The following is a 20656-nucleotide window of genomic DNA, read 5'->3' on the forward strand; positions in this document are numbered from 1 at the left end:
GATGACCACACCCTTAATGCAAGCCGTTCAGGCCGCCGCGCTGTGGAGCGGTCTGCTGATCCTGCTGATGCTGGTGCTGTCGGGCATAGTGGTCAGCGGGCGACGCAAACACATGGTCTCGTTCGGCGACGGCGGGAACCCGGATCTGCTGGCCGCGAGCCGCGCCTTCGGCAACTGCGCCGAATATGCGACGCCCGGCATGGTCGCCCTGTTGCTGCTAGCCGCCATCGGGTCGCCGGCCTGGATGGTGCATGCGGTGGGAGCGACCCTGCTGGTCGGTCGCGTCGTTCATGCCCTGGGTCTGTTGTTCCAGACAGGGCCGTCGCTGGGCCGGGTGATCGGCATGCTGCTGACCTGGGTGGCGCTGCTGACGGCCGCCGTGGCCCTGATCGCCTTCGCCGTCGTCTGAGGCGCAAGGTTGCGGCGCAGCAAAGGGTCCGCCATATCGGGGCATGACTGAAACCCTGTACGCGCCTGTCTCCACCGATCTTCTCAATGATATCGTCCAAGCTGCGCTGAAGGCCGGGGCCGACGCCGCCGAGGCGGTCAGCGCGGATCGCCGCTCGCTGTCGGTCGGGGTGCGCAACGGCAAGCTGGAAGACGTCGAGCGCGAGGAGTCGCGCGACCTGGGCCTGCGGGTCTTCGTCGGACAGCGCCAGGCGTCGGTGTCGGCGTCGGACCTGTCGCCCGAGACCCAGGCGCGCCTGGTCGAACGGGCGGTGGCCATGGCCCGACTGGCGCCGGAAGACCCCCATGCCGGTTTCGCCCCCGTAGATCGGCTGGCGCGGGGCCCCTTCGCCGAACTGGACCTGTTCGACCCCAGCGAACGCAGCGCCGAAGCCCTGGAACAGGTGTCGGCCGAGGCCGAGGCGGCGGCCCTGGCGGTGGAGGGCGTAGCCAGGTCGGAAGGCGGACATGCGTCCTGGTCGTCCAGCCGGTGGCGGCTGGTGACGTCGCACGGGTTCGACGGCGACTATCAAGGTTCGGCCTTTTCGCTGGGCGTCGGCGTCATCGCCGAGAAGGACGGGGCCATGGAGCGCGGGGGCGAGAGCCGCTCGACCCGGCACCTGTCCGACCTACCGGGCGCCGAGGTCATCGGGCGGACGGCCGGCCAACGCGCCGTAGCCCGGACCGGGGCGCGCAAGATCGCCTCCACCACCGCCCCTGTCATCTTTGACAACCGCATGGCCGGCCAGATCGTCTCGCCGGCGATCGGCGCCATCTCGGGACCGTCCATCGCGCGCGGCACCTCCTTCCTGAAGGACCGGATGGGTCAGAGGGTGTTCGCCGAGGGGGTTACCCTGATCGACGATCCATTCCGGCCGCGCGGCCTGGGCTCGACGCCGTTCGATGATGAAGGTGTCGAGGTCGAGCGGCGCGCCCTGTTCGACGACGGGGTGCTGACCACCTGGCTGCTGAACAGCGCCTCGGCCCGGCAGCTGGGGCTGGAGTCGACCGGTCACGCCTCGCGCGGCCTAGCGGGACCGGCGGGGGTGGGAACCCACAATCTGCACATGGAGCCGGGCGAGCGGGATCTGGCGGGGCTGAAGGCCGATGCGGGGTCAGGGCTTCTGGTCACCTCCATGTTCGGGCCGTCGTTGAACGGGAACACCGGCGACTGGTCCGCCGGGGTGTCCGGCTTCTGGTTTGAGAACCGCGAGATCGCCTATCCGGTCAACGAGGTCACGGTGGCCGGCAAGCTGCCCGAGCTCTACCTGCGCCTCCAACGCGGGTCCGACCTGGAGTTCCGGGGCGGGTTCAACGTGCCCAGCCTGATGTTCGACGCGGTGGCCATAGCGGGCAAATGATCGATCTAGCCTCAGATCTGGAGCTGATCCGCCAGGCGGCGATCGACGCCGGGGCGCTGGCGGTCGCTGAACGCGAGGCTGGGTTGAGGATCGAGTCTAAGGTCGGGGGATCGCCCGTGACCAGCGGCGACCTGGCGGTGGACGCCATGCTGAAGGACCGGCTGCTGGCCGCCCGCCCCGACTATGGCTGGCTGTCGGAAGAGACGGCGGATTCACCTGGGCGGCTGTCAAAGCGGCGGATCTTCGTGGTCGATCCGGTGGACGGGACGGTGGCCTATATGAAGCGCCAACCCTGGTGGTGCGTGCCCATCGCCGTGGTCGAGGACGGCCAGGTGGTCGCCGCCGTCATCCATGCGCCGGAGGTTCAGGAAACCTATGTGGCTGCGCGCGGCGGTGGAGCGCGGCGCAACGGGATCGTCGTGCGGGCGTCGGACGCCGAGACTCTGGATGACGCCTCGGTGCTGGGCGACGCCCGGATGATCGAGGGGTCGCACTGGGACGAGCCCTGGCCGGCGCTGCGGTTTTCGAAACGCAACGCCCTGGCCTATCGGATGGCCCTGGTCGCGGCCGGCGCCTTCGACGCGGCCCTGGCTCTGACGCCGAAATGGGATTGGGACGTGGCGGCGGGCAGTCTGATCGCCGAGGAGGCCGGGGCGCGGGTCAGCGACCACCATGGACGCCCCTGGAGTTTCAACCGTTCGGATCCACGTCAGGCCAGCCTGGTCTGCGCCGCCCCTGCTCTGCATCCGCTGATCGTGCGACGCTGTAAAAACGTGCCGCTATCGACCTGAGCAAACCCAGTCTAGGCGGCCGGCTCTTCATGTAGATCCAGACGACGCTGAATGCGGCCGACGTCGTCCCGCATACGGTCCAGCGAAACCTGAAGGCGGGCGTCGGTTTCGGCCAAGCCCGCGATATCCCGACGCACGGACGTCAGCCCCAGTTCCACGCCGGACACTCGTTCCTTGAGCTCGCGCACATCAAGCGTCAGCGTATCGATCTTGGCGTCGATGCGCCGCAGAAAGACGAGCGTCAGGTTTTCTGGATCGCTGCTCATGACCGCATCATGCCTGATGGCGAGGCCCACGGCAAACAAGACAGGGACTGTAAAAACGTGCCGCTATCGACCTAGGTCTTGGGCTGAAAAACCCTGTCATACATTGATCCTTAGGCGTTCTGGGCCTATGCCCCGGCAAAAGCCCTCCCCAGACTTCAAGGACATCCGATGGCCGATCAATCCTCCGTCCCGCCCCAGTTGCTCCACCTCGTCATCGGCGGCGAACTGCGCCACCTGGGCGAGCCGACGTTCCGCGATCTGTCGCAGGTCGAATTCGTCGGCGCCTTCGGCAGCTATGACGAAGCCAAACAGGCTTGGAAGGCGCGCGCCCAAGCGACCGTGGACAACGCCCACATGCGTTATTTCATCCTGCACGCCCACAAGCTGATCGACCCGCGCGGCGACGTCGCCTAAAAAATCGGGCCTGATCCTGCGACACCAGGGAGCCGAACCGGCTCCCTGGTCACACGTTGAAGTCTGGATGCGAGGAAGAAAATGAACCTGGAACCGCAACAGATATTCCAACTGGTCAGCCTGCTGGCAGTGCTGGTCCTGTTCAGCTTTTCGCTGCGCGGACAGATCGGCTATGCGCGTTGGTTCAGGAAGTGGGAAGCCGACCGCAAGGCGCGGCGCGAAGCCGAACTGGCGGCTGAGCCGCGTGACGGCGGCGACCAGCCCCCGAAAGGTCCGTGGGGCTGAGCCCCTATTCTCGCTTCAGCAGCTTCTCGGTCAACAGCGTGCCCCACCAGCCGGCCTTGAACTCGGCGCGGATCGCCTTGGGATCGTAGTCGGGGCTGTCGACCCAGTCGATGAAACTGATCCCCCGCGGCTCGATCTCGTTGACGTATTTCTCGAGCGTATAGTCCAGCACGCCGGTCAGCCCTTCGCGCGAGTGCAGGTATTTCTTCGACAACTGGTTCATGGCAACCGAGATCGGTTCGCCCAGATGGAAGTGGCGATAGAAGACGGCCATTATGCCCGCCCGGTCCGCGCCGGACTTGCAGTGAATCAGAACCGGATATTCGATGGCCTTGAACAGGTCGCGGGCGCGGTGGATGCGGTCGGTCTGAGGCGGATCGCGCGAATCCAGCGGGGCGTCGATCAGAGTCAGGCCCAGGCGTTCGCAAGCCTCGCGCTCCAGCCAGTAGTAGCCCTCGTCCCGCTGTCCGCGCAGATTGATGACGGTGCGGACGCCCTTCTTTTTCCAATAGGCCAGCTGACGCGGCGACGGTTGGTTGGTCCGCACCAGGTCCGGACCCAGCCAGTGGGCGTTCGAAAACACCAGGCGCAGAAAGGCGTGATCCGCCCAGAAATAATGCCAATGCGCCCGGAAACGGCCCATCGCGGTCGAAAGATCAAAGCGCGCCATGGCCGCCAGATAGCGTTCCCGACTGGCCACGTCATCTGAAGTCGATGTTCGCGCGTTGGATTGTTTGCCGAAACAGGAGGCCTACATGAAGACCATCGCCACAACCACAGCCTTGGCTTTGGGCCTTTGGGCCAGTCTTGCCGCTGCACAGACCCCGCCGCCGGAGGACCCTGCCCTGACCTCGTATCTGCGCGAGAAGGCGCAGGGCGCGGTGGGCGCCACGCGATATACAGCCGCGATCACGCCCGATGGTGCGACCACCCTGGTCTATCTGACCGGGCCGAACTGGTGCGGGTCGGGCGGATGCCAGTTGCTGGTGCTGAGCCGCGAGGGCGACGCCTATGTATCCATCGGCGAAATGAGCGTGGCGCGGGCGCCGATCCGCCTGCTGGAGCAGCAGTCCCACGGCCGTCGCGATATCGGCGTCTATGTCGCGGGAGGCGGCATCACCGAAGGTTACGAGGCCGCCGTGCCGTTCGACGGCCATCGCTATGCGTCAAATCCGACAGTCCCCCCCGCCGTCAGGGTCGAGGAGGCGCCGGGCGAAACCCTGATCCGTGCGGACGAACAGGGGCACCTGCTCGAACCGTCGCCTGACAAGCCTTGACTTGAACGGCGGCTCGGACGACCGAGAGCCAATGACCGCGCCCGCTTCCGAGACCATGCCCCTGCGCGCCCTGCTGGCGCGCATCTGGCGCGACTATCTGTCCCGGCACAAGGGATCGCTGATCCTGTCAGTGCTGTGTGCGGCGATGACGGGCCTGCTGACGGCGGCCCTGCTGAAGCTGCTGGAGCCGGCCGTCAACGGCCTGTTCCTGGGCGGGACCGAGCCGATCAGCCTGTTCGGGGTCGTCAGCTTCCCGGCGGACAAGGCGATTATCTGGATCCCGGCCGCCATCCTGGCGGTCGCGGTGATGCGGACCCTAGCCGCCATCGGCCAGGCGGCTCTGGTCAACCGTCTGGGTCACACCATCGTCGGCGATATTCAGATCCGTCTGTTTGGGGCCATGATCCGCGCCGACCTTGCCCGGCTGCGCAGTCAGCATTCAGGCGGCTTCGTCTCTTCCGTCCTGTTCGACGCCAATATGGTGCGCGAGGCTTTTACCTCGGGCGTGGTCAACTACACCCAAAACCTACTGACCCTGATCGCCGTGCTGATCTACATGGGGTTCATCGACTGGCAGCTGACCATGGTCGTGCTGCTGGGGGTGCCTCTGGTGGCGCTGGTGCTGCGCCGGTTCGGGCGCAAGACCCGCAAGGCGGCGCGCGGCGCCATGGCCGAAACCGAGAACCTGTCCACCGCCTTGATGGAGAATCTGGACGGGGTTCGGCTGATCAAGATCGAAAACCGCGAGGCGGCCGAGCAGGACCGTGTCGCCGAGGTGGTGGCCCGTCGCCAGCGCCACGTCATCAAGGGCGCCAACGCCCGCGCCTTCGCCGGCCCGTCCAGCGACATGGTCGCCTATGTCGTGGTGGCGGCGGTCATGGCCTATGCCGGATGGCGGTCGCAGTCGGGCGAGATGACGGTGGGCGGGTTCGCCGCCTTCATCGGCATGCTGCTGGCCGCCGGCCAGGCCCTGCGCCAGGTAACCAATCTGGCGACGGTGATGGCGGAGGGTTTCACGGCTGCACGCCGCCTGTTCGGCGCCCTGGACATCGAGGCCGAGATCCGCGAGGCGCCGGACGCCGCGCCCCTGCCCCCTGGCCCGGTCGAGGTGGTGCTGGACCAGGTGTCCTTCGCCTACGCCCCTGGCGGCGCGCCGACGCTGGATGCGGTCTCTCTGCGGGTCGCGCCGGGCGAGACGGTGGCCCTGGTGGGCCCTTCGGGCGGGGGCAAGAGCACGATCCTGAGCCTGTTGCCGCGCTTCTATGATGTGACGGGCGGGGCGGCGACGATCAACGGCGCCGACGTGCGGTCGCTGCGGATCCACGATCTGCGCGACCATATCGCCCTGGTGACACAGGAGCCCTTCTTGTTCGACGACACCATCGCCGCCAATATCGCCTATGGCCGGCCAGGCGCGACCCAGGCCCAGATCGAGGAGGCCGCGCGCTCCGCCGCCGCCCACGACTTCATCACCGCCCTGCCCGAGGGGTATGAGACCCGCGCGGGCGAAGCGGGGCTGCGGCTTTCGGGCGGGCAGCGCCAGCGGATCGCCATCGCCCGCGCCTTCGTCAAGGACGCGCCGATCCTGCTGCTGGACGAGGCGACCAGCGCTCTGGACACCGAGAGCGAGGCCCTGGTGCAGGCGGCGCTGGAGCGGTTGATGGAAGGCCGCGCCACCCTGATGATCGCGCACCGGCTGTCGACCGTTCGCAACGCCGACCGGATCTATGTGATCGAGGCCGGACGGGTCGTGGAGCAGGGGTCACACGACGTGTTGGTCGCCAAGGGGGGGCTCTATTCCCGTCTGGCCCGACAGCAGTCGCTGGACGGCGGCGCTCCAACTGTCGAGGCTGTGGCTTGAGGCCCCTTCGTAACCCGGTCATCCAGTCCGCGCTGGCCTGGCTCCTGGCGCAGTGGATGCAGTTCTGTTTCGCCACCATCCGATGGACCCATGAAAACCAGGCGGTCGCCGAAGAGGTCTGGGCCAAGGGCGGTGGGGTCCTGTGCGTCTTTTGGCACTCCCGCATCGGCTTGGCGCCGGCGTCGTGGCCTCTGGACCGGGCGCAACCGGCCAAAGGGCTGATCTCGCTGTCGGCCGACGGGGAGTTCATCGCCAAGGCCGTGGCGCGCCAGGGTTTTCCCGCCGTGCGGGGGTCCTCCGCCAACAAGGACAAGGCCGACCGGGCCAAGGGCGGGTCGCAGGCGCTGCGCGACGGGCTGAAACAGCTGAAGATCGGCGCCCTGGCCTTGACGCCCGACGGTCCGCGTGGACCGGCGAGGGTCATGGCCGAAGGTCTACCCATGATGGCCAAGCTGTCGAAGGCGCCGGCCTTGTTCATCGGCCTGTCCTGCAATCCCGCGATCCGGTTCAACAGTTGGGACCAGGCGGTGCTGCCCCTGCCCTTCGGCAAGGGGGCGGTCGTCTGGGATCGCGCCGATTTTCCGGAAGGCGCTGACATGGCCGATGTCGTCTCCGATTGGACGGCCCGACTGACTGCGGTCGAGGTGCGAGCCGACGCCATCACGGAACTTAAGTCGTGACCCCCCTGCCGCTGTTGGCCTATCGGCTGCTGACCCGAGCGCTGGAGCCGTTCGCCCCGCGCCTGCTGGACGCCCGCGCGGCCAAGGGCAAGGAAGACCCGGCGCGCGTCGATGAACGGATGGGCTTCACCGGCCTGGAGCGACCGCAAGGGGATCTGGTCTGGCTGCACGGCGTCAGCGTGGGCGAAACCCTGTCCTTACTGCCCCTGGTCGAGCGGTTCGTGAGGACGCGGCCCGACCTGACGGTGCTGGTCACCTCGGGTACGGTGACATCGGCGCGGATTCTGGCCGACCGTCTGCCGAAGGGCGTCATCCATCAGTACGCGCCGGTCGATGGGCCAGGCGTCGTCGCGCGCTTCCTGGATCACTGGCGGCCCAGCCTGGCGATCTTCGTCGAGAGCGAGCTGTGGCCCAATATGCTGCTGGAGGCGCATCGGCGGCGCGTGAAACTGGCCCTGGTCAGCGCACGGATAACCGAGAAGACGGTGGATGGCTGGGCGCGGTTCCCGGTCTCAGCGCGGGCGGTGACCGGTGCGTTCGACCTGGTGCTGCCGCAGGATCAGCTGTCGGCTCAGCGGCTGGAGAGCCTGGGCGCGCGCATCGACGGCCTGGTCAATCTGAAGCTGGCGGGCGAGCCCCTGCCCCATGACACCGCCGCGTTCAGCCGTCTGAGCGCCGCGATCGGCGACCGGCCTGTGGTGATGGCCGCCAGCACACACGAGGGCGAGGAGATCGCCATCGTCCGTGCGCTGGACAAGCTGGCCGACCGGGCCTGCCTGATCCTGCTGCCGCGGCATCCAGAGCGGGGGCCGCACATCGCCACGGCCTTGCAGCGCGAGGGTGTCGCCTTCGCCATGCGGTCGCGGGGCGAGACCATCGGGCGAGATACAGACGTCTATCTGGCCGACACCCTGAACGAGATGGGCCTGTTCCTGCGTCTGGCCGATGTGGTGGTGATGGGCGGATCGTTCGCCCCGGCTCTGGGCCTGCCGGCGGTGGGCGGGCATAATCCGCTGGAGCCCGCGCGGCTGGGCCGACCGACCGTGACGGGGCCGGACGCGTCCAACTGGGCCACAGTCACCTCGGCCCTGGCGGAGGCGGGGGGCCTGATCCTGGTCCAGGCGCCGTGGGATCTGGCCGAGGCGATCTCGCCTCTGCTGGCGAATCCAGGGGCGGCCAAGGCCATGGGCGAGCGCGCCCGGCGCGCAGCGGCCGAGGCGGGCGGCGGTCTGGACCGGCTGTGGACCTGGCTGTCGCCGCTGACGCCGCAAAAGAGGCCGAGGCGATGAAGTTGAATACGCCGCGCTGGTGGTATGTGCGCGACCGCGATCATGCGCGGATGACGCGCACGGTGCTGAAGCCCCTGGGCTGGATCTGGGCCGGGGTGACGGCGCGCCGGATCGCACGGACGGTCCCGTTCGATCCGGGCTGCGCGGTGATCTCGGTCGGCAATCTGACCGTGGGCGGATCGGGCAAGACCCCGGTCACGCGCGAGGTGCTGCGACTGCTCCGCGCAGCGGGCGTAGAGGCGCAAGGCTTGTCGCGCGGCTATGGTGGCCGGCTGGAAGGCCCGGTGCGGGTCAATCTGGAGATTCACACGGCGGCGGACGTCGGCGACGAACCGCTGATGCTGGCGCAGGACGCCCCGGCCTGGATTTCGCGCGACCGTATCGCCGGGGCGCGGGCGGCCGTGTCGCAAGGCGCGCGGGCGCTGCTGCTGGACGACGGACATCAGAACCCCGCCTTGAAGAAGACCGTCAGCCTGATCGTCGTGGACGGCGAGACACGGGGCGACGAATGGCCGTTCGGGGACGGCTCGGTCTTTCCGTCCGGCCCGATGCGAGAGCCTTTGAAGGCCGGGCTGGCCCGCGCCGACGCCGTGGTGGTCATGTTGCCGACCGATGTGGAGACGGCTGATCTCGAACTGCTTGCGGTATTCGACGGCCTGCCGGTGTTCGTGGCGCGCCTGACGCCGCAGGGGCCGCCGCCCTCGGGGCCTCAGGTCGGGTTCGCCGGCATCGCCAAGCCGTGGAAGGTCGAGCGGTCGTTGAGGGCGGCAGGGTGCGACCTCGTGGACTTCGTCCCCTTCCCCGACCACGCGGCCTACAGCGCCGCCGACATGGGGTTCCTGACCGATCGGGCGGCGGTCTATGGCGCCGGTCTGGTGACCACGGAAAAAGACTGGGTGCGGCTGACGCCGGACCAGCGCGCGCGCGTGACGGCCTGGCCGGTCGTCGCCGGGTTCGAAGATGAGGCGGCTTTCAACGCCTTCCTTGCAGACCCGATTCAGTCGGCGCGGTAGACCACGCCGGACTTCATCACGAACTTCATCCGCTCCAGTTCGGTGACGTCGGTCAGCGGATCGCCCGTCACAGCGACGATGTCGGCGGGCATGCCCGGCGCGATCTTGCCGGCCTCGCTGGCGATGCGCAGATGCTCGGCCGCGCCGACGGTGGCGGCCTGAATGGCTTCCAGCGGCGTCAGACCTGCGCGGACCAGAAGGGCGAACTCCTGAGCGTTGTCGCCATGGGCGGAGACGCCGCTGTCCGTGCCGAAGGCGATCTTCACACCGCCCTCGTGCGCGCGGCGGGCCATGTCGAGCATCTTGGGGCCCACTTCGAGCGCCTTTGCGGTCTGGGCGGGGGTGAAGAAGTTGTTCGGACCGGAGGCGATGCGGGCGACGAAGTCCCCGGCCAGCAGGGTCGGCACCAGCCAGGCGCCATTGGTCTTGAACAGACGGATCGACTGATCGTCCAGGTAGGTGCCGTGTTCGATGGAATCGCCGCCCGCGCGCAGGAAGGCGTTGATCCCGTCGACACCATGAGCGTGCGCCGTGACCTGCCGACCCATGCGGTGAGCGCTTTCGACGATGGCGGTCAGTTCGGGATCGCTGAACTGCTGGTTCAGGCCGGCGGCGGTGTTGGACAGGACGCCGCCCGTGGCGGTGATCTTGATGATGTCGGCGCCCGAGCGGACCTGGGTCCGGACCGCGCGCATACAGTCCTCAGGCCCCGAACAGACGCTTTCCGGCGACAGCAGATGCAGAACGTCCTCGCGGAAGCCGTTGGCGTCGCCGTGGCCGCCGTGGATCGAAACCGAAGACCCAGCCGCGATGATGCGCGGGCCGGGCACGTCGCCAGCCTTCACCGCCTCGCGCAGGGCGAAGATCGCTTCGTTGCCGGCGCCGAGGTCCGCCACCGTGGTGAAGCCCGCCATCAGGGTGCGGCGAGCATAGCGGGCGCCGACCATAGCTTGGGTCGCTTCCGACTGCGTAACTTCCTCAAGGCGGGAATTGGGGTTCTGCTGGCCCGTCAGATGGACGTGGCTGTCGATCAAACCCGGCAGGACGAAGGAATCGCGAAGATCGACGACCGACCCTTGAGACGGGTCGCCGACAAAGCCGTCGCGAACCTCGACAACTTGGTTCCCTCTGATCACGAGAGTTTTACCGCGCTGCACAACGCCGTTTGACGGGTCCGCCAGCAAGCGGCCGGCTTCGACAAACGTCGTCGCCTGGATTGGGGAAACTTGAGGCGCGGCGGGGCTTTGCTGCGCCGCCGCGACCGTGGCCGAAGCCATCAACGCCGTCAGCGCCAGACCGAAACGGATCATCTATGTCTCCCCTGCGGCGCGCGCCGCAAAAATGCCCCACAAGGCTCAGGTTGCCTCGCCCGTAACCATTTGAAACAAACATCTCCGAAGATAAACCGCAACGAGGGCGTCGCATGCGGCTTTCAAGACGAGGACTCATTCTGGGCGGATCGGCCATGCTGGCCGGTTGCGCCAGCGCCGGAGCATCGGTCCCGGTGACCACGTTGGCGGCGGCCAAGCCGGTTGCACCGCCCGCGCCTGCCCCCGTCGTGGAAGCCCTCGTCGTCACCCCGCCGCCTCTCGATCCGCGCGGCCATGTGCGTAAGGACCTGATGGAGCGGGCGATGGCGGCCCTGGACATCCACCACCGGAAGATCCCGCTTCGCGACCGGATGTACTTGGTCGATTTCAAGAAATTCTCGGGCGAAGAGCGGCTGTACGAGGTCGATCTGATCGCCGGCGAGGTCAAGGTGCTGCGCACCTGCCACGGGCGCGGTTCAGACCCCAGCCACACGGGCTACGCCCAGCGCTTCTCCAACACGCCGGACTCCAACATGTCCTCGGTCGGGGCTTACGCCACAGCGGGCGCGGGGTGGGGATCGCAGCAGGGCCCGAACGTCCTGCTGGACGGGCTGGAATACACCAACGACAAGGCGCGCGAGCGGGCCATCATCATCCATGGCGCCGACTACGCCGACCCGGACTTCCTGGCCCGCGAAGGCAAGCTGGGTCGCAGCTACGGCTGTTTCTCGGTCGCCCACACCGATCTGCCGGAACTGCGCGAGCGAATGGGCGAAGGGCGGCTGCTGTTCGCCTGGGCGTGAGACCTATCGCTCGGGCCGTCGGGCGGAATGCCTGATGGTGACGACCTCAACCCGATCAGGCAGGATCGCGTACCGGATCAGATAGGGCTTCACCAGAGTCAGTTCTCGTGTTCCATGAATGGAAGGGCGTCCCCGGTCCGCGAAATGCGCGAGGCTCTCGGCAGCAGCTTTCAATCGAATCAAGAAGCGCGCCGCAGCAGCTGGATTGAAGTCGGCGATATAGAGGCTGATGTCCTCCAGATCGCTCAGCGCCTGATCCGTCCAGACGACTAACCGCATTTAGGCCGGGGCAGAGGATTGGCCGTCGACCAGGACTCGACCCATCGCATCACGGTCTCGTTGTCTACGACCCGTCCAGCTGCGGCATCGGCAAGGCCCCGCAAGGTCGCGGCCTCGTCCGCCGCGTCGTCCGGCGTCGAGAACAGATCTTCTTCGTCGTGATCAATTGCGGGATCAGCCATGGAGCGAGCCTAGCACATCCCGCCGATACGGTCAGCCCCGGCCAAGGGCGCGCCAGCCGATGTCGGAGCGGTTGAAGCCGCCGGGCCAGTCGATCTGGCGGATGGCGTCATAGGCGCGCTCGCGGGCCTGGGCGATATCGTCGCCCTCGGCGCAGATGTTCAGGACGCGGCCGCCGGCGGCGCACAGCTGGCCGTCGTCGCGGCGCTTGGTCCCGGCGTGGAACACCTGGACGTGAGGGCCGAAGTCCTGATCGACGCCGCGGATGATCGAGCCTTCCAGCGGGCTGTCGGGATAGCCCTTGGCCGCCATGACGACGCAGATCACAGTCTGGGGCTTGAAGGCCGGGGACGGCAGGCCCGAGACGTCGCCCCGCGCGCAGCCCAGCAGATAGGGAACGATGTCCCCGGCCATCCGCATCATCAGCACCTGGCATTCGGGATCGCCGAAGCGGGCGTTGAACTCGACCACCTTGGGACCGTCGGCGGTGGCCATCAGGCCGGCGTAGAGGACGCCGCGATAGGGGGCGCCCTCCTCGGCCATCTTGCGGATGGTGGGCTGGACGATCCGTTCGTCGGCCTGCTGCACCAGGTCGGCGGTGAAGACCGGAGCAGGCGAATAGGCGCCCATGCCGCCGGTGTTGGGGCCGGTGTCGCCGTCGAAGGCGCGCTTGTGGTCCTGGGCGCCGCCGAACAGGACAGCGCGCTGGCCGTCGCACAGGGCGAACAGCGAGCCCTCCTCGCCGTCCATGAACTCCTCGATCACGACGCGGGCGCCGGCGGCGCCGAAGCGGCCGCCCAGCATCCGTTCGATCTCGGCCTCGGCGTCGGGGCGGTCCGGGCTGATGGCCACGCCCTTGCCGGCGGCCAGGCCGTCGGCCTTGATGACATAGGGAGGCTTGAACACGTCCAGAGCGGCCTTGGCGTCCTTGACCGTGTCATAGACGCCGTAGCCGGCGGTGGGGATTTCGTGGCGTTCCAGGAAGGCCTTGGAGAAGGCCTTAGACACCTCCAGCTGGGCCGCCTTGGCGGTGGGGCCGAAGCAAGGGATGCCGGCCGAGGCCAGACGGTCGGCGAGACCGGCGGCCAGGGCGACTTCCGGCCCGACCACCACCAGATCGGCCTTGATCTCGCGCGCCAGGGCGGCGAGGCCGTCGGCGTCGTCGGCCTTGACCGGGCGAAGCTCGCACAGCTTCTCGATGCCCGGATTGCCGGGGGCGGCGACGAGGCGTTTGACCAGCGGCGACTGGGCGATCTTCCAGGCCAGGGCGTGTTCGCGCCCGCCCGATCCGACGAGAAGAATAATCATGAAGTCGGCAATGACGGGCCTACGCCGGGCGGTCAAGCGTCCGCCGGGCTGAAGCGTCAGAACAAGGCCGAAAGCACATAAACGGCCAGGCCGACCAAGGCGATTGCGCCGATGATCAGCCAGGGGCTCATGGCCCCGCCCGCGCCGCTGCGACGCATCAGGCCGCGCTCGCGCGGGTCGCGGTTTTCCGGATCGGTATCTTGCGGATCGGCGGCCATGAAAGGCGAACGGAACGGCGCGGTTCCTGTTCCCGCGTGAAGCGACCCGGTCTAGGATAGGCCGATGAGCGACGACTCCTACGTGTTCGAAGGCCCGGCCGAGGCCGCCGCCCCGCGCGACAACAATCCGCCCCTGTCGATCTCCGAACTGTCCTTCGCCCTGAAGCGGACGCTGGAGGAGCGATTCGGCCATGTGCGGCTGAGGGGCGAGGTGTCCAAGGTCAATCGTCACGCCTCGGGCCATATCTATCTGACCCTGAAGGACGACAAGTCGGCCATCGACGGGGTGATCTGGAAGGGATCGGTGCGCGGCCTGGGGGTCCAGCCGGAGGCGGGGCTGGAGGTCATCGTCACCGGCAAGATCACCTCGTATCCGGCGCGATCGTCGTACCAGATCGTGATCGAGAGCATGGAGGCGGCCGGGGCCGGCGCCCTGCTGGCGCAACTGGAGCGGCTGAAGGTCCGGTTGCGCGAGGAAGGTCTGTTCGAGCCGGGGCGCAAGAAGCCCCTGCCCCAGTTTCCCCGCACCATAGGCGTGATCACCAGCCCGACGGGTGCGGTGATCCGCGACGTCGTGCACCGGATCGCCGAACGCTGGCCCTGCCGGGTGATCGTCTGGCCCGTGGTGGTCCAGGGAGAGGCGGCGTGCGGCCAGGTGTCGAACGCCATTCGCGGGTTCGACGCGATGACGCCGGACGGGCCGATCCCCCGTCTCGACTTGCTGATCGTGGCGCGCGGCGGGGGTTCGGTGGAGGACCTGTGGTGCTTCAATGATGAAGGCCTGGCGCGGACGGTGGCGGCGGCGCGGATCCCTATCATCTCGGCCGTGGGGCATGAGACGGACACCACCCTGATCGACTTCGTGTCCGACCGGCGCGCGCCGACGCCCACGGGGGCGGCCGAGATCGCGACGCCCGTGCTGGCGGACCTGAGATATGCGGTCGCCGACCTGGACCGGCGCATGGTCCTGGCGGGGGGGCGGCTGATCGAGGATCGGCGCACCCGGCTGAGGGCCGTGGCGCGCGGATTGCCGGCAAGACCCGAAGACCTGCTGGCCCTGGCGCAGCAGCGGCTGGACCATGTGTCGAGCCGGCTGGGATCGGGGCTGCAACGCAATGTCTCGGTCCACGAACGTCGCCTGGCCGGCGTCGGCGGGCGACTGGGGCGCGGGCTGCTGGACCGGGCGCTGGAGCGTCGCAGCGACCGGCTGTCCGCCGTGACCGCCCGGTTCAAGCCGACGGTCGAGCGACGGCTGACCCGCGACCAGGACCGGCTGAACGCCCTGTCGCGCGCGCTGGCGACGCTGAATCCCGGACGGCCCAAGCCTGGATTCGCCCGGGTCGAGAACGCCGAGGGCGACTGGATCACGGCGGCGGCGGGACTGGAGCCCGGCCAGGCGGTGCGGCTGGTGTTCGGGGACGGCGCGCGGGGCGCGACCATCGACGGCGGGGATGGACGGGTCGCGTCGCCCCCTCCGCCCAAGCCCGCGCCAAGGCCCAAACCGCCGACGCCAAGCCAGGGCGACCTGTTCTGATCCGTTGGCGCTTGTCGTAAAACAGGGTGACAAAGCGCCAACCTGCCAATCGGCGCTTGGCGCGAAAACAGGGCGACAGGGCGCCATTCGCGCCAAGCCTCCGGCCCGGCATGAGCCCCCACGGGACGGGTTCGACAGGAATGAGCGGCGGTCGGATCATGACGCCATTCTAATCCGCTCTCATCTCAGGCGGATTGAACGGGGTTTTCGCCCGGCAAAGGCCGGTGGCCGCACGAATCACCGTGCGAACCATTTTTCTTTTCTGATCATGAATTCGCCGATGTGAAGTTCGGGGCTCGGCGGTTTTCCCTTCGCCCTGGCGCCGCTTCCTGCTAACCGCCGCCGCATGAAGATCACTCGCATCGCCCTGGCCGCCTACGGCATCGCCGTTCTGATCATCGTTCTGGACCAGCTGACCAAGGCCTGGATTCTGAGCCTGCCGGACGTGGCTTCAGTCAGCCAGATCCCGGCCGGCTATGTCTTCGCCGAGGTGCTGCCGCCGATCCTGCGCTTCACCTTCGTACAGAACACCGGGGTCAGCTTCGGCCTGTTCGGCGGGGGCGAGGCGCGCTGGGGGCTGACGATCTTCTCGGTCATCGTCTCGGCCGGGCTGGCCTGGTGGGCGACCCAGTCAGATCGTCGCCTGCTGATCACCGCCATCGGCTTCGTCATGGGCGGCGCCTTGGGCAATGTGATCGACCGAATCCGGTTCGGCTATGTCGTCGACTTCATCGACGTGTCGGGCACGGGAGTCTTCCCCTGGGTGTTCAACATCGCCGACAGCGCCATCACCATCGGCGTCGTCCTGCTGATTCTGGACAGCTTCCTGTCCGACAGAGCCGCGAAAGCCTGAACCCGGCTTTCGTCCGATCCAGAGCCTGATTTACGGCCTCGGCGGGATCGCCGTCTCCGCCGATCAGGCTCGAAGGTTGGCGCGGCCCCCGAAAAGTCGTAATCACCCCGTCTTCACTATGCCAACAACGCCCGCAGAGGCGTTCCGTGCATCAGCCGATCAGAGCCTGAACCCATGCGTATTCGCAGTGTCGCCGTACTGACCCTCGCCGCCTCCGCCGCGCTCGCCGTTTCGGCTTGCGGCAGCATCAAGCAAGGCATCGGCCTGACCAAGGTCGTGCCGGATGAGTTCGTGACCGTCTCCACCGCCCCGCTGAGCGTGCCGCCTGAGTACGGCCTGCGCCCGCCGGCGCCGGGCCAGCCGCGCCCGCAAGAGCTGGCGCCTGAAAGCGCCGCCCGTCAGATTCTGCTGGGCCAGCGCCAGGCGATCACCCGTACGCCGGGCGAGCAGGTCCTGGTGGCTCAGGCCGGCGCCGAACAGGCCGATCCCCTGGCCCGCTACGTCATCGACGACGAGTTCGGCGACATCGCCCACAAGGAGGAGAGCTTCGCCAACCGCGTGATGTTCTGGCGCAAGGACGATGCTTCGACCCAGGCGCCGACGGTGCGCCAGACGGCCGACGGCCAGCAGACGATCGACGCCTCGACCGAGGCCGCCCGGCTTCAGGCCCTGACCGGCGGCCAGCAGGCCATCACGATCCAGCCGCGCCGCAGCGGCGGTTTCAAGCTTCCGGGTCTGTAAGACCTTTCGCCCCTGTTCCAAGGACGCCTGCCACGGCGTTGGTCCTCTCGCTGTCGGAAGATAACTGATGCGTCGCGTGCTTTCCGCCCTGGCCGCCGTCTCGATCGCGGCCTCCATCCTGCCCACCGCCGCCCAGGCGCAGATGTCTCCGGGGCAGCGGGAGCGCGGGCCCAGCGGCCAGCAGGCCGATGGATCCGACAATGGGCCCGCCGACCGCGCGCCGCGATTCGCGCCGCTACGCCGTCGCGCCAACGCCGGTCCCTGCCCCTTCGTGAAGGTGCTGTACGACGCCGCCCGCTATGTCGAGCTGGAAGGCGGTCGCGCGGCCATCGCCAACGTCGGCTTCACCGGCGAGATTGAGGGCGTCTCGGCCGACTGCGAATATCGCGAGAGCGACCCCATCAAGCTGGACATGGACATCCTGTTCGAGCTGGGCCGGGGCGAGCAGGCGAGCGAAGACCAGAAGACCTATCGCTATTGGGTCGCCGTGACCGAGCGCAACAGCGCCGTCCTGGCCAAGGAATATTTCGACCTGCCGGTGAAGTTCGACGGTCAGCGCACCGCCTCGGTCCATGAGGAGCGCAGCATCGTGATCCCGCGCGCCGGCATCGACACCAGCGGCGGCAATTTCGAAGTTCTGATCGGTTTCGACGTCACGCCTGAAATGGCCGAGTTCAACCGCTCGGGCAGCCGCTTCCGCGTCACCGCCGGAACGGCCCAAGCCTCTACGCCGAGCCAGTAATGTCCGATCTGAAGACCGTTCTCAGCGAAGCGGTCGCCGCCGCCTTCGCCGCCGAAGGCGTGGATGCGGCCCTGGCCCGCGTCACCCCGTCGGACCGCCCCGACCTGGCCGACTTCCAGTCGAACGGGGCCCTGGCCGCCGCCAAGGCGTTGAAGGCCAATCCACGCGAATTGGCTGGCAAGATCGCCGAGCGGCTGACCGCCGATCCGCGCTTCGCCTCGGTCGAGGTGGCGGGGCCGGGCTTCATCAATCTGAAGCTGGCCGATGCGCTGCTGGCCGAACGCGCCGCAGAGGTCGCGGCCGACGCTGACCATGCAGGCGCCGCACTCGTGGCCGATCCCCGCAAGGTGGTCATCGACTACGGCGGTCCGAACGTGGCCAAGCCGATGCACGTCGGCCACCTGCGCAGCGCCATCATCGGCGAGAGCCTGAAGCGGCTGTTCCGCTTCCGCGGCGATCACGTGACCGGCGACGCCCATTTCGGCGACTGGGGCTTCCAGATGGGGCTGCTGATCGTGGCCTGCGGCGACGAAGGGCTGGCTGAAGGTTTCATGGCCGAGGGCGACGGGCCCTTCCCGGCCGAAAGTCCGGTGACCCTGGCCGACCTGGACCGGCTTTATCCGCTGGCGGCCGGCAAGGCCAAGGAAGACCCCGCCTTCCGCGACCGGGCGCGCAAAGCGACGGCCGAACTGCAGAACGGTCGCCCCGGCTATCGCGCGCTTTGGAAGCATTTCGTCGCGGTCAGCCGCGAGGCGCTGAAGCGCGAGTACGGCGATCTGTCGGTCGATTTCGACCTGTGGAACGGCGAGAGCGACGCCGACCCGCAGATGCCGGAAATGCTGGCGCATCTGAAGGCGACCGGCCTGTTGGTCGAGGATGACGGGGCCCAGGTGGTGCATGTCGCCAAGCCGGGTGAGACCCGCAAGAAGAAGCTGACCGACGGCTCGGTGGTCGAGGCCCCCTCGCCCCCGCCCCTGCTGGTGATCAGCTCGGAAGGCTCGGCCATGTACGGCACGACCGACCTGGCGACGATCCTGGACCGAAAGAAGGCCCTGGGGCCGGACCTGGCCCTGTACGTCGTCGACGAACGTCAGGCCGAGCATTTCGAACAGGTGTTCCGGGCCGCCTATCTGGCCGGCTACGCCGTCGAGGGATCGCTGGAGCATCTCGGCTTCGGCACCATGAACGGCCAGGACGGCAAGCCGTTCAAGACCCGCGCGGGCGGGGTGCTGAAGCTGCGCGACCTGATCGACCAGGCGACGGACAAGGCGCGCGAGCGGCTGAAGGAAGCCAAGCTGGGCGATGACCTGTCGCCGGACGAATTCGAGGCCATCGCGCACAAGGTGGCCATCGCGGCGCTGAAGTTCGCCGACCTGTCGAACGCGCGGACCACCAGCTACGTCTTCGATCTGGACCGGTTCATGAGCTTCGAGGGCAAGACCGGCCCCTATCTGCTGTACCAGTCGGTGCGGATCAAATCCCTGCTGCGCAAGGCCGCCGAACAGGGCGCGACGCCCGGCGCCATTGTCATCGCCGAACCGGCGGAGCGCGACCTGGCCCTGACGCTGGACGCCTTCTCGACCGCCGTCTCGGACGCCTATGACAAGCGGATGCCGCATCTGGTGGCGGAACACGCCTATCGGGTGGCGCAGTCGTTCTCGAAATTCTACGCCGCCTGCCCGGTGCTGGTCGCGCCGGACGAGGCGACGCGCGCCTCGCGCCTGGCCCTGTCGGCGGCGGCCCTGCGCCAGCTCGAGACGGCCCTGACCCTGCTGGGGATCAAGACGCCCGAACGGATGTGACCGCCGTTATGTGACCTGAAAGACGCGGACTCCGCTCGACGGCTCTGGTTAACCTTCACCGGGGACAGGGAGCGGGCGACGGATGGGGAAACCCGACGGTCAGCAGTCGAAGGGGCGCAAGTCCTGGGGTCAGCATCGGGGGCGTATCCGCATGGCGGACGCGGCCCTGCGCCCCTTTGGGCCAGGCGACCTCACGCCGCCGTTCCTGAAAAGGCGGGCCGTCCTGTATGTGGACGGCTACAACCTGTTCCACGCGCTCCTGGATCAGAAGCGGCGAGAATGGCTGTGGCTGGACTTGCAGGCCCTGGGGCGGGGGCTGATTGATCCGACTGAGCGGCTGACCGGCGTCGTCTGGGTCAGCGCGCACAAGCCCCAGGCCCGGGCGCGAATGGAGGCGCAGTTCCGCTATGAAACGGCGCTGAGGGCGCGGCGCGTGCGCTGTCTGATGGGCCATTTCATCGTCCACGGCCAACACTGCCGCGCCTGCAGCCATGTCTGGAGCGCGGCAACGGAGAAGCAGAGCGACGTCAATCTGGCCCTGGCGGTGGCGGACGATGTGGCGGCGAACCGGGTCGATAGCATCTATCTGCTGACCACCGACGGGGACCATGCGGCGACCGTGAGGTTCGTGCGCGAGGCCTATCCGAACAAGCGGATCGTCAGTGTCGCCCCGCCCGGCCGGCTTCACAACCGCCAGATCGCCAACTGGACCGACGAACTGGTGGGGATCGGCTCCAATCTGCTGGCCCAGTCCATGCTGCCCGACCGGCTGAAGACGACCAAGGGCTGGATCGAACGGCCCGAGGCCTGGAGCGCCCGCCCCAGCTTACCCCCGCCCCCCGATCCGCCGCCGACCGACGATGCGAGGAAGACCAAGACTGGCCATCTGCGGCTGGTGGTGTCGAACGCCTAATGGCGGCAAGGCCCGCCCCGTGCTATATGTGCTAGCATAAGGAGCGAACATGCCTGTCAGCCTCCACGTCCGCAACATCGACGATGACATCGCCATCGCCCTGAAGAAGCGCGCCCAGGAAAACAATCGCTCGGCCGAGGCGGAGCATCGCGAAATTCTCCGCAAGGCTTTGACGCCTCGTATCGACGCGGAGTGGGAGCGCCGCGCCGCCGCCCTTCGCGACGCCACCAAGGGAAAGCTCAGCACGCCCTCCGAAATCCTGATCCGAGAAGATCGGGATTATCGTTGA

Annotated in this window: 25 protein-coding genes; 18 read left to right on the plus strand and 7 right to left on the minus strand. The window is 67.9% G+C overall.

The annotated features are described in order from the left end of the window. The first annotated feature begins 1 nt into the window (after window position 1). The 3 genes from ACVPT3_RS10970 to ACVPT3_RS10980 are packed head-to-tail and all read left to right on the plus strand — an operon-like array spanning window position 2 to window position 2599. On the plus strand, window positions 2-409 hold the full coding sequence (locus tag ACVPT3_RS10970; protein ID WP_492040926.1) for an MAPEG family protein: 408 nt from the start codon (window positions 2-4) through the stop codon (window positions 407-409). A 43-nt stretch (window positions 410-452) separates the two neighbouring features. Further along, on the plus strand, window positions 453-1808 hold the full coding sequence (locus tag ACVPT3_RS10975) for a TldD/PmbA family protein (protein ID WP_492040927.1): 1356 nt from the start codon (window positions 453-455) through the stop codon (window positions 1806-1808). After that, entirely contained in the window at window positions 1805-2599 is a 795-nt protein-coding gene (locus ACVPT3_RS10980; RefSeq protein ID WP_492040928.1) for a 3'(2'),5'-bisphosphate nucleotidase CysQ, read from the plus strand. The genes ACVPT3_RS10975 and ACVPT3_RS10980 overlap by 4 nt, the downstream gene beginning before the upstream one ends. 11 nt (window positions 2600-2610) lie before the next feature. Here ACVPT3_RS10980 and ACVPT3_RS10985 read toward each other — a convergent pair whose 3' ends face one another. Continuing rightward, window positions 2611-2865: a hypothetical protein gene (locus ACVPT3_RS10985; protein ID WP_492040929.1), complete on the minus strand. Its 255-nt coding sequence runs from the start codon at window positions 2863-2865 to the stop codon at window positions 2611-2613. Between the two features lie 168 nt (window positions 2866-3033). Here ACVPT3_RS10985 and ACVPT3_RS10990 point away from each other — a divergent pair, with 168 nt between their 5' ends. Further along, entirely contained in the window at window positions 3034-3279 is a 246-nt protein-coding gene (locus tag ACVPT3_RS10990) for a DUF4170 domain-containing protein (protein WP_492040930.1), read from the plus strand. Window positions 3280-3360: 81 nt separating this feature from the next. Then, the gene (locus ACVPT3_RS10995) at window positions 3361-3564 is read left to right on the plus strand and encodes a hypothetical protein (protein WP_492040931.1); all 204 of its coding nucleotides are present in this window, start codon (window positions 3361-3363) and stop codon (window positions 3562-3564) included. Window positions 3565-3568: 4 nt separating this feature from the next. On the opposite strand, the gene ACVPT3_RS11000 is transcribed toward ACVPT3_RS10995, so the two are convergent. After that, entirely contained in the window at window positions 3569-4234 is a 666-nt protein-coding gene (locus ACVPT3_RS11000; protein WP_492043813.1) for a fused DSP-PTPase phosphatase/NAD kinase-like protein, read from the minus strand. An 85-nt stretch (window positions 4235-4319) separates the two neighbouring features. Here ACVPT3_RS11000 and ACVPT3_RS11005 point away from each other — a divergent pair, with 85 nt between their 5' ends. From ACVPT3_RS11005 to lpxK, 5 genes are read left to right on the plus strand one after another with little or no spacing between them, the layout of a single operon-like run. Beyond that, on the plus strand, window positions 4320-4841 hold the full coding sequence (locus tag ACVPT3_RS11005) for a COG3650 family protein (RefSeq protein WP_492040932.1): 522 nt from the start codon (window positions 4320-4322) through the stop codon (window positions 4839-4841). Between the two features lie 31 nt (window positions 4842-4872). Next, window positions 4873-6702, plus strand: a complete 1830-nt coding sequence (locus tag ACVPT3_RS11010) for an ABC transporter ATP-binding protein (RefSeq protein ID WP_492040933.1) — start codon at window positions 4873-4875, stop codon at window positions 6700-6702. Further along, window positions 6699-7382, plus strand: a complete 684-nt coding sequence (locus ACVPT3_RS11015; RefSeq protein ID WP_492040934.1) for a lysophospholipid acyltransferase family protein — start codon at window positions 6699-6701, stop codon at window positions 7380-7382. The genes ACVPT3_RS11010 and ACVPT3_RS11015 overlap by 4 nt, the downstream gene beginning before the upstream one ends. Then, a complete protein-coding gene (locus ACVPT3_RS11020) occupies window positions 7379-8671 on the plus strand; it encodes a 3-deoxy-D-manno-octulosonic acid transferase (RefSeq protein ID WP_492040935.1) in 1293 nt (430 codons plus the stop codon). The genes ACVPT3_RS11015 and ACVPT3_RS11020 overlap by 4 nt, the downstream gene beginning before the upstream one ends. After that, window positions 8668-9684 carry a tetraacyldisaccharide 4'-kinase gene (gene lpxK / locus ACVPT3_RS11025; RefSeq protein ID WP_492043814.1) on the plus strand — a complete coding sequence of 339 codons (1017 nt, stop codon included), beginning with the start codon at window positions 8668-8670 and terminating at the stop codon, window positions 9682-9684. Before ACVPT3_RS11020 ends, lpxK begins: the two co-directional genes overlap by 4 nt. Here the strand turns inward: lpxK and ACVPT3_RS11030 are convergent. Then, entirely contained in the window at window positions 9669-10994 is a 1326-nt protein-coding gene (locus ACVPT3_RS11030; RefSeq protein WP_492040936.1) for a metal-dependent hydrolase family protein, read from the minus strand. The two genes, lpxK and ACVPT3_RS11030, sit on opposite strands and share 16 nt — an antisense overlap. 113 nt (window positions 10995-11107) lie before the next feature. Here ACVPT3_RS11030 and ACVPT3_RS11035 point away from each other — a divergent pair, with 113 nt between their 5' ends. Beyond that, a complete protein-coding gene (locus ACVPT3_RS11035) occupies window positions 11108-11797 on the plus strand; it encodes a murein L,D-transpeptidase catalytic domain family protein (protein ID WP_492040937.1) in 690 nt (229 codons plus the stop codon). A 3-nt stretch (window positions 11798-11800) separates the two neighbouring features. Here the strand turns inward: ACVPT3_RS11035 and ACVPT3_RS11040 are convergent, their stop codons facing one another. Genes ACVPT3_RS11040 through ACVPT3_RS11055 form a run of 4 tightly spaced genes read right to left on the minus strand, consistent with a single transcriptional unit; the run spans window position 11801 to window position 13782 of the window. Beyond that, on the minus strand, window positions 11801-12076 hold the full coding sequence (locus ACVPT3_RS11040; protein WP_492040938.1) for a type II toxin-antitoxin system RelE/ParE family toxin: 276 nt from the start codon (window positions 12074-12076) through the stop codon (window positions 11801-11803). Beyond that, the gene (locus ACVPT3_RS11045) at window positions 12067-12258 is read right to left on the minus strand and encodes a CopG family transcriptional regulator (RefSeq protein ID WP_271164815.1); all 192 of its coding nucleotides are present in this window, start codon (window positions 12256-12258) and stop codon (window positions 12067-12069) included. The genes ACVPT3_RS11040 and ACVPT3_RS11045 overlap by 10 nt, the downstream gene beginning before the upstream one ends. Before the next feature lie 31 nt (window positions 12259-12289). Further along, window positions 12290-13564 (minus strand): phosphoribosylamine--glycine ligase, encoded by a 1275-nt coding sequence (gene purD / locus ACVPT3_RS11050; protein ID WP_492040939.1) that lies wholly within the window; start codon window positions 13562-13564, stop codon window positions 12290-12292. A gap of 56 nt (window positions 13565-13620) precedes the next feature. Continuing rightward, window positions 13621-13782 carry a hypothetical protein gene (locus ACVPT3_RS11055; protein ID WP_492040940.1) on the minus strand — a complete coding sequence of 54 codons (162 nt, stop codon included), beginning with the start codon at window positions 13780-13782 and terminating at the stop codon, window positions 13621-13623. A 64-nt stretch (window positions 13783-13846) separates the two neighbouring features. On the opposite strand from ACVPT3_RS11055, the gene xseA reads away from it, so the two are divergent. From xseA to ACVPT3_RS11090, 7 genes are all read left to right on the plus strand, one after another. Further along, window positions 13847-15316: an exodeoxyribonuclease VII large subunit gene (gene xseA / locus ACVPT3_RS11060; RefSeq protein ID WP_492040941.1), complete on the plus strand. Its 1470-nt coding sequence runs from the start codon at window positions 13847-13849 to the stop codon at window positions 15314-15316. Between the two features lie 346 nt (window positions 15317-15662). Further along, the gene (lspA, locus tag ACVPT3_RS11065; protein WP_492040942.1) at window positions 15663-16169 is read left to right on the plus strand and encodes a signal peptidase II; all 507 of its coding nucleotides are present in this window, start codon (window positions 15663-15665) and stop codon (window positions 16167-16169) included. A gap of 174 nt (window positions 16170-16343) precedes the next feature. Further along, window positions 16344-16910, plus strand: a complete 567-nt coding sequence (locus tag ACVPT3_RS11070) for a DUF3035 domain-containing protein (protein ID WP_492040943.1) — start codon at window positions 16344-16346, stop codon at window positions 16908-16910. Window positions 16911-16977: 67 nt separating this feature from the next. Then, the gene (locus tag ACVPT3_RS11075) at window positions 16978-17652 is read left to right on the plus strand and encodes a Tat pathway signal sequence domain protein (protein ID WP_492040944.1); all 675 of its coding nucleotides are present in this window, start codon (window positions 16978-16980) and stop codon (window positions 17650-17652) included. Further along, the gene (argS, locus tag ACVPT3_RS11080; RefSeq protein ID WP_492040945.1) at window positions 17652-19454 is read left to right on the plus strand and encodes an arginine--tRNA ligase; all 1803 of its coding nucleotides are present in this window, start codon (window positions 17652-17654) and stop codon (window positions 19452-19454) included. Before ACVPT3_RS11075 ends, argS begins: the two co-directional genes overlap by 1 nt. An 82-nt stretch (window positions 19455-19536) precedes the next feature. Next, window positions 19537-20367, plus strand: coding sequence for a PIN domain-containing protein (locus tag ACVPT3_RS11085; RefSeq protein ID WP_492040946.1), 831 nt, complete (start codon window positions 19537-19539; stop codon window positions 20365-20367). A 49-nt stretch (window positions 20368-20416) separates the two neighbouring features. Next, a complete protein-coding gene (locus ACVPT3_RS11090; protein ID WP_492040947.1) occupies window positions 20417-20656 on the plus strand; it encodes a FitA-like ribbon-helix-helix domain-containing protein in 240 nt (79 codons plus the stop codon).

It is taken from the genome of Brevundimonas sp. FV1ps31S, assembly GCF_058681265.1.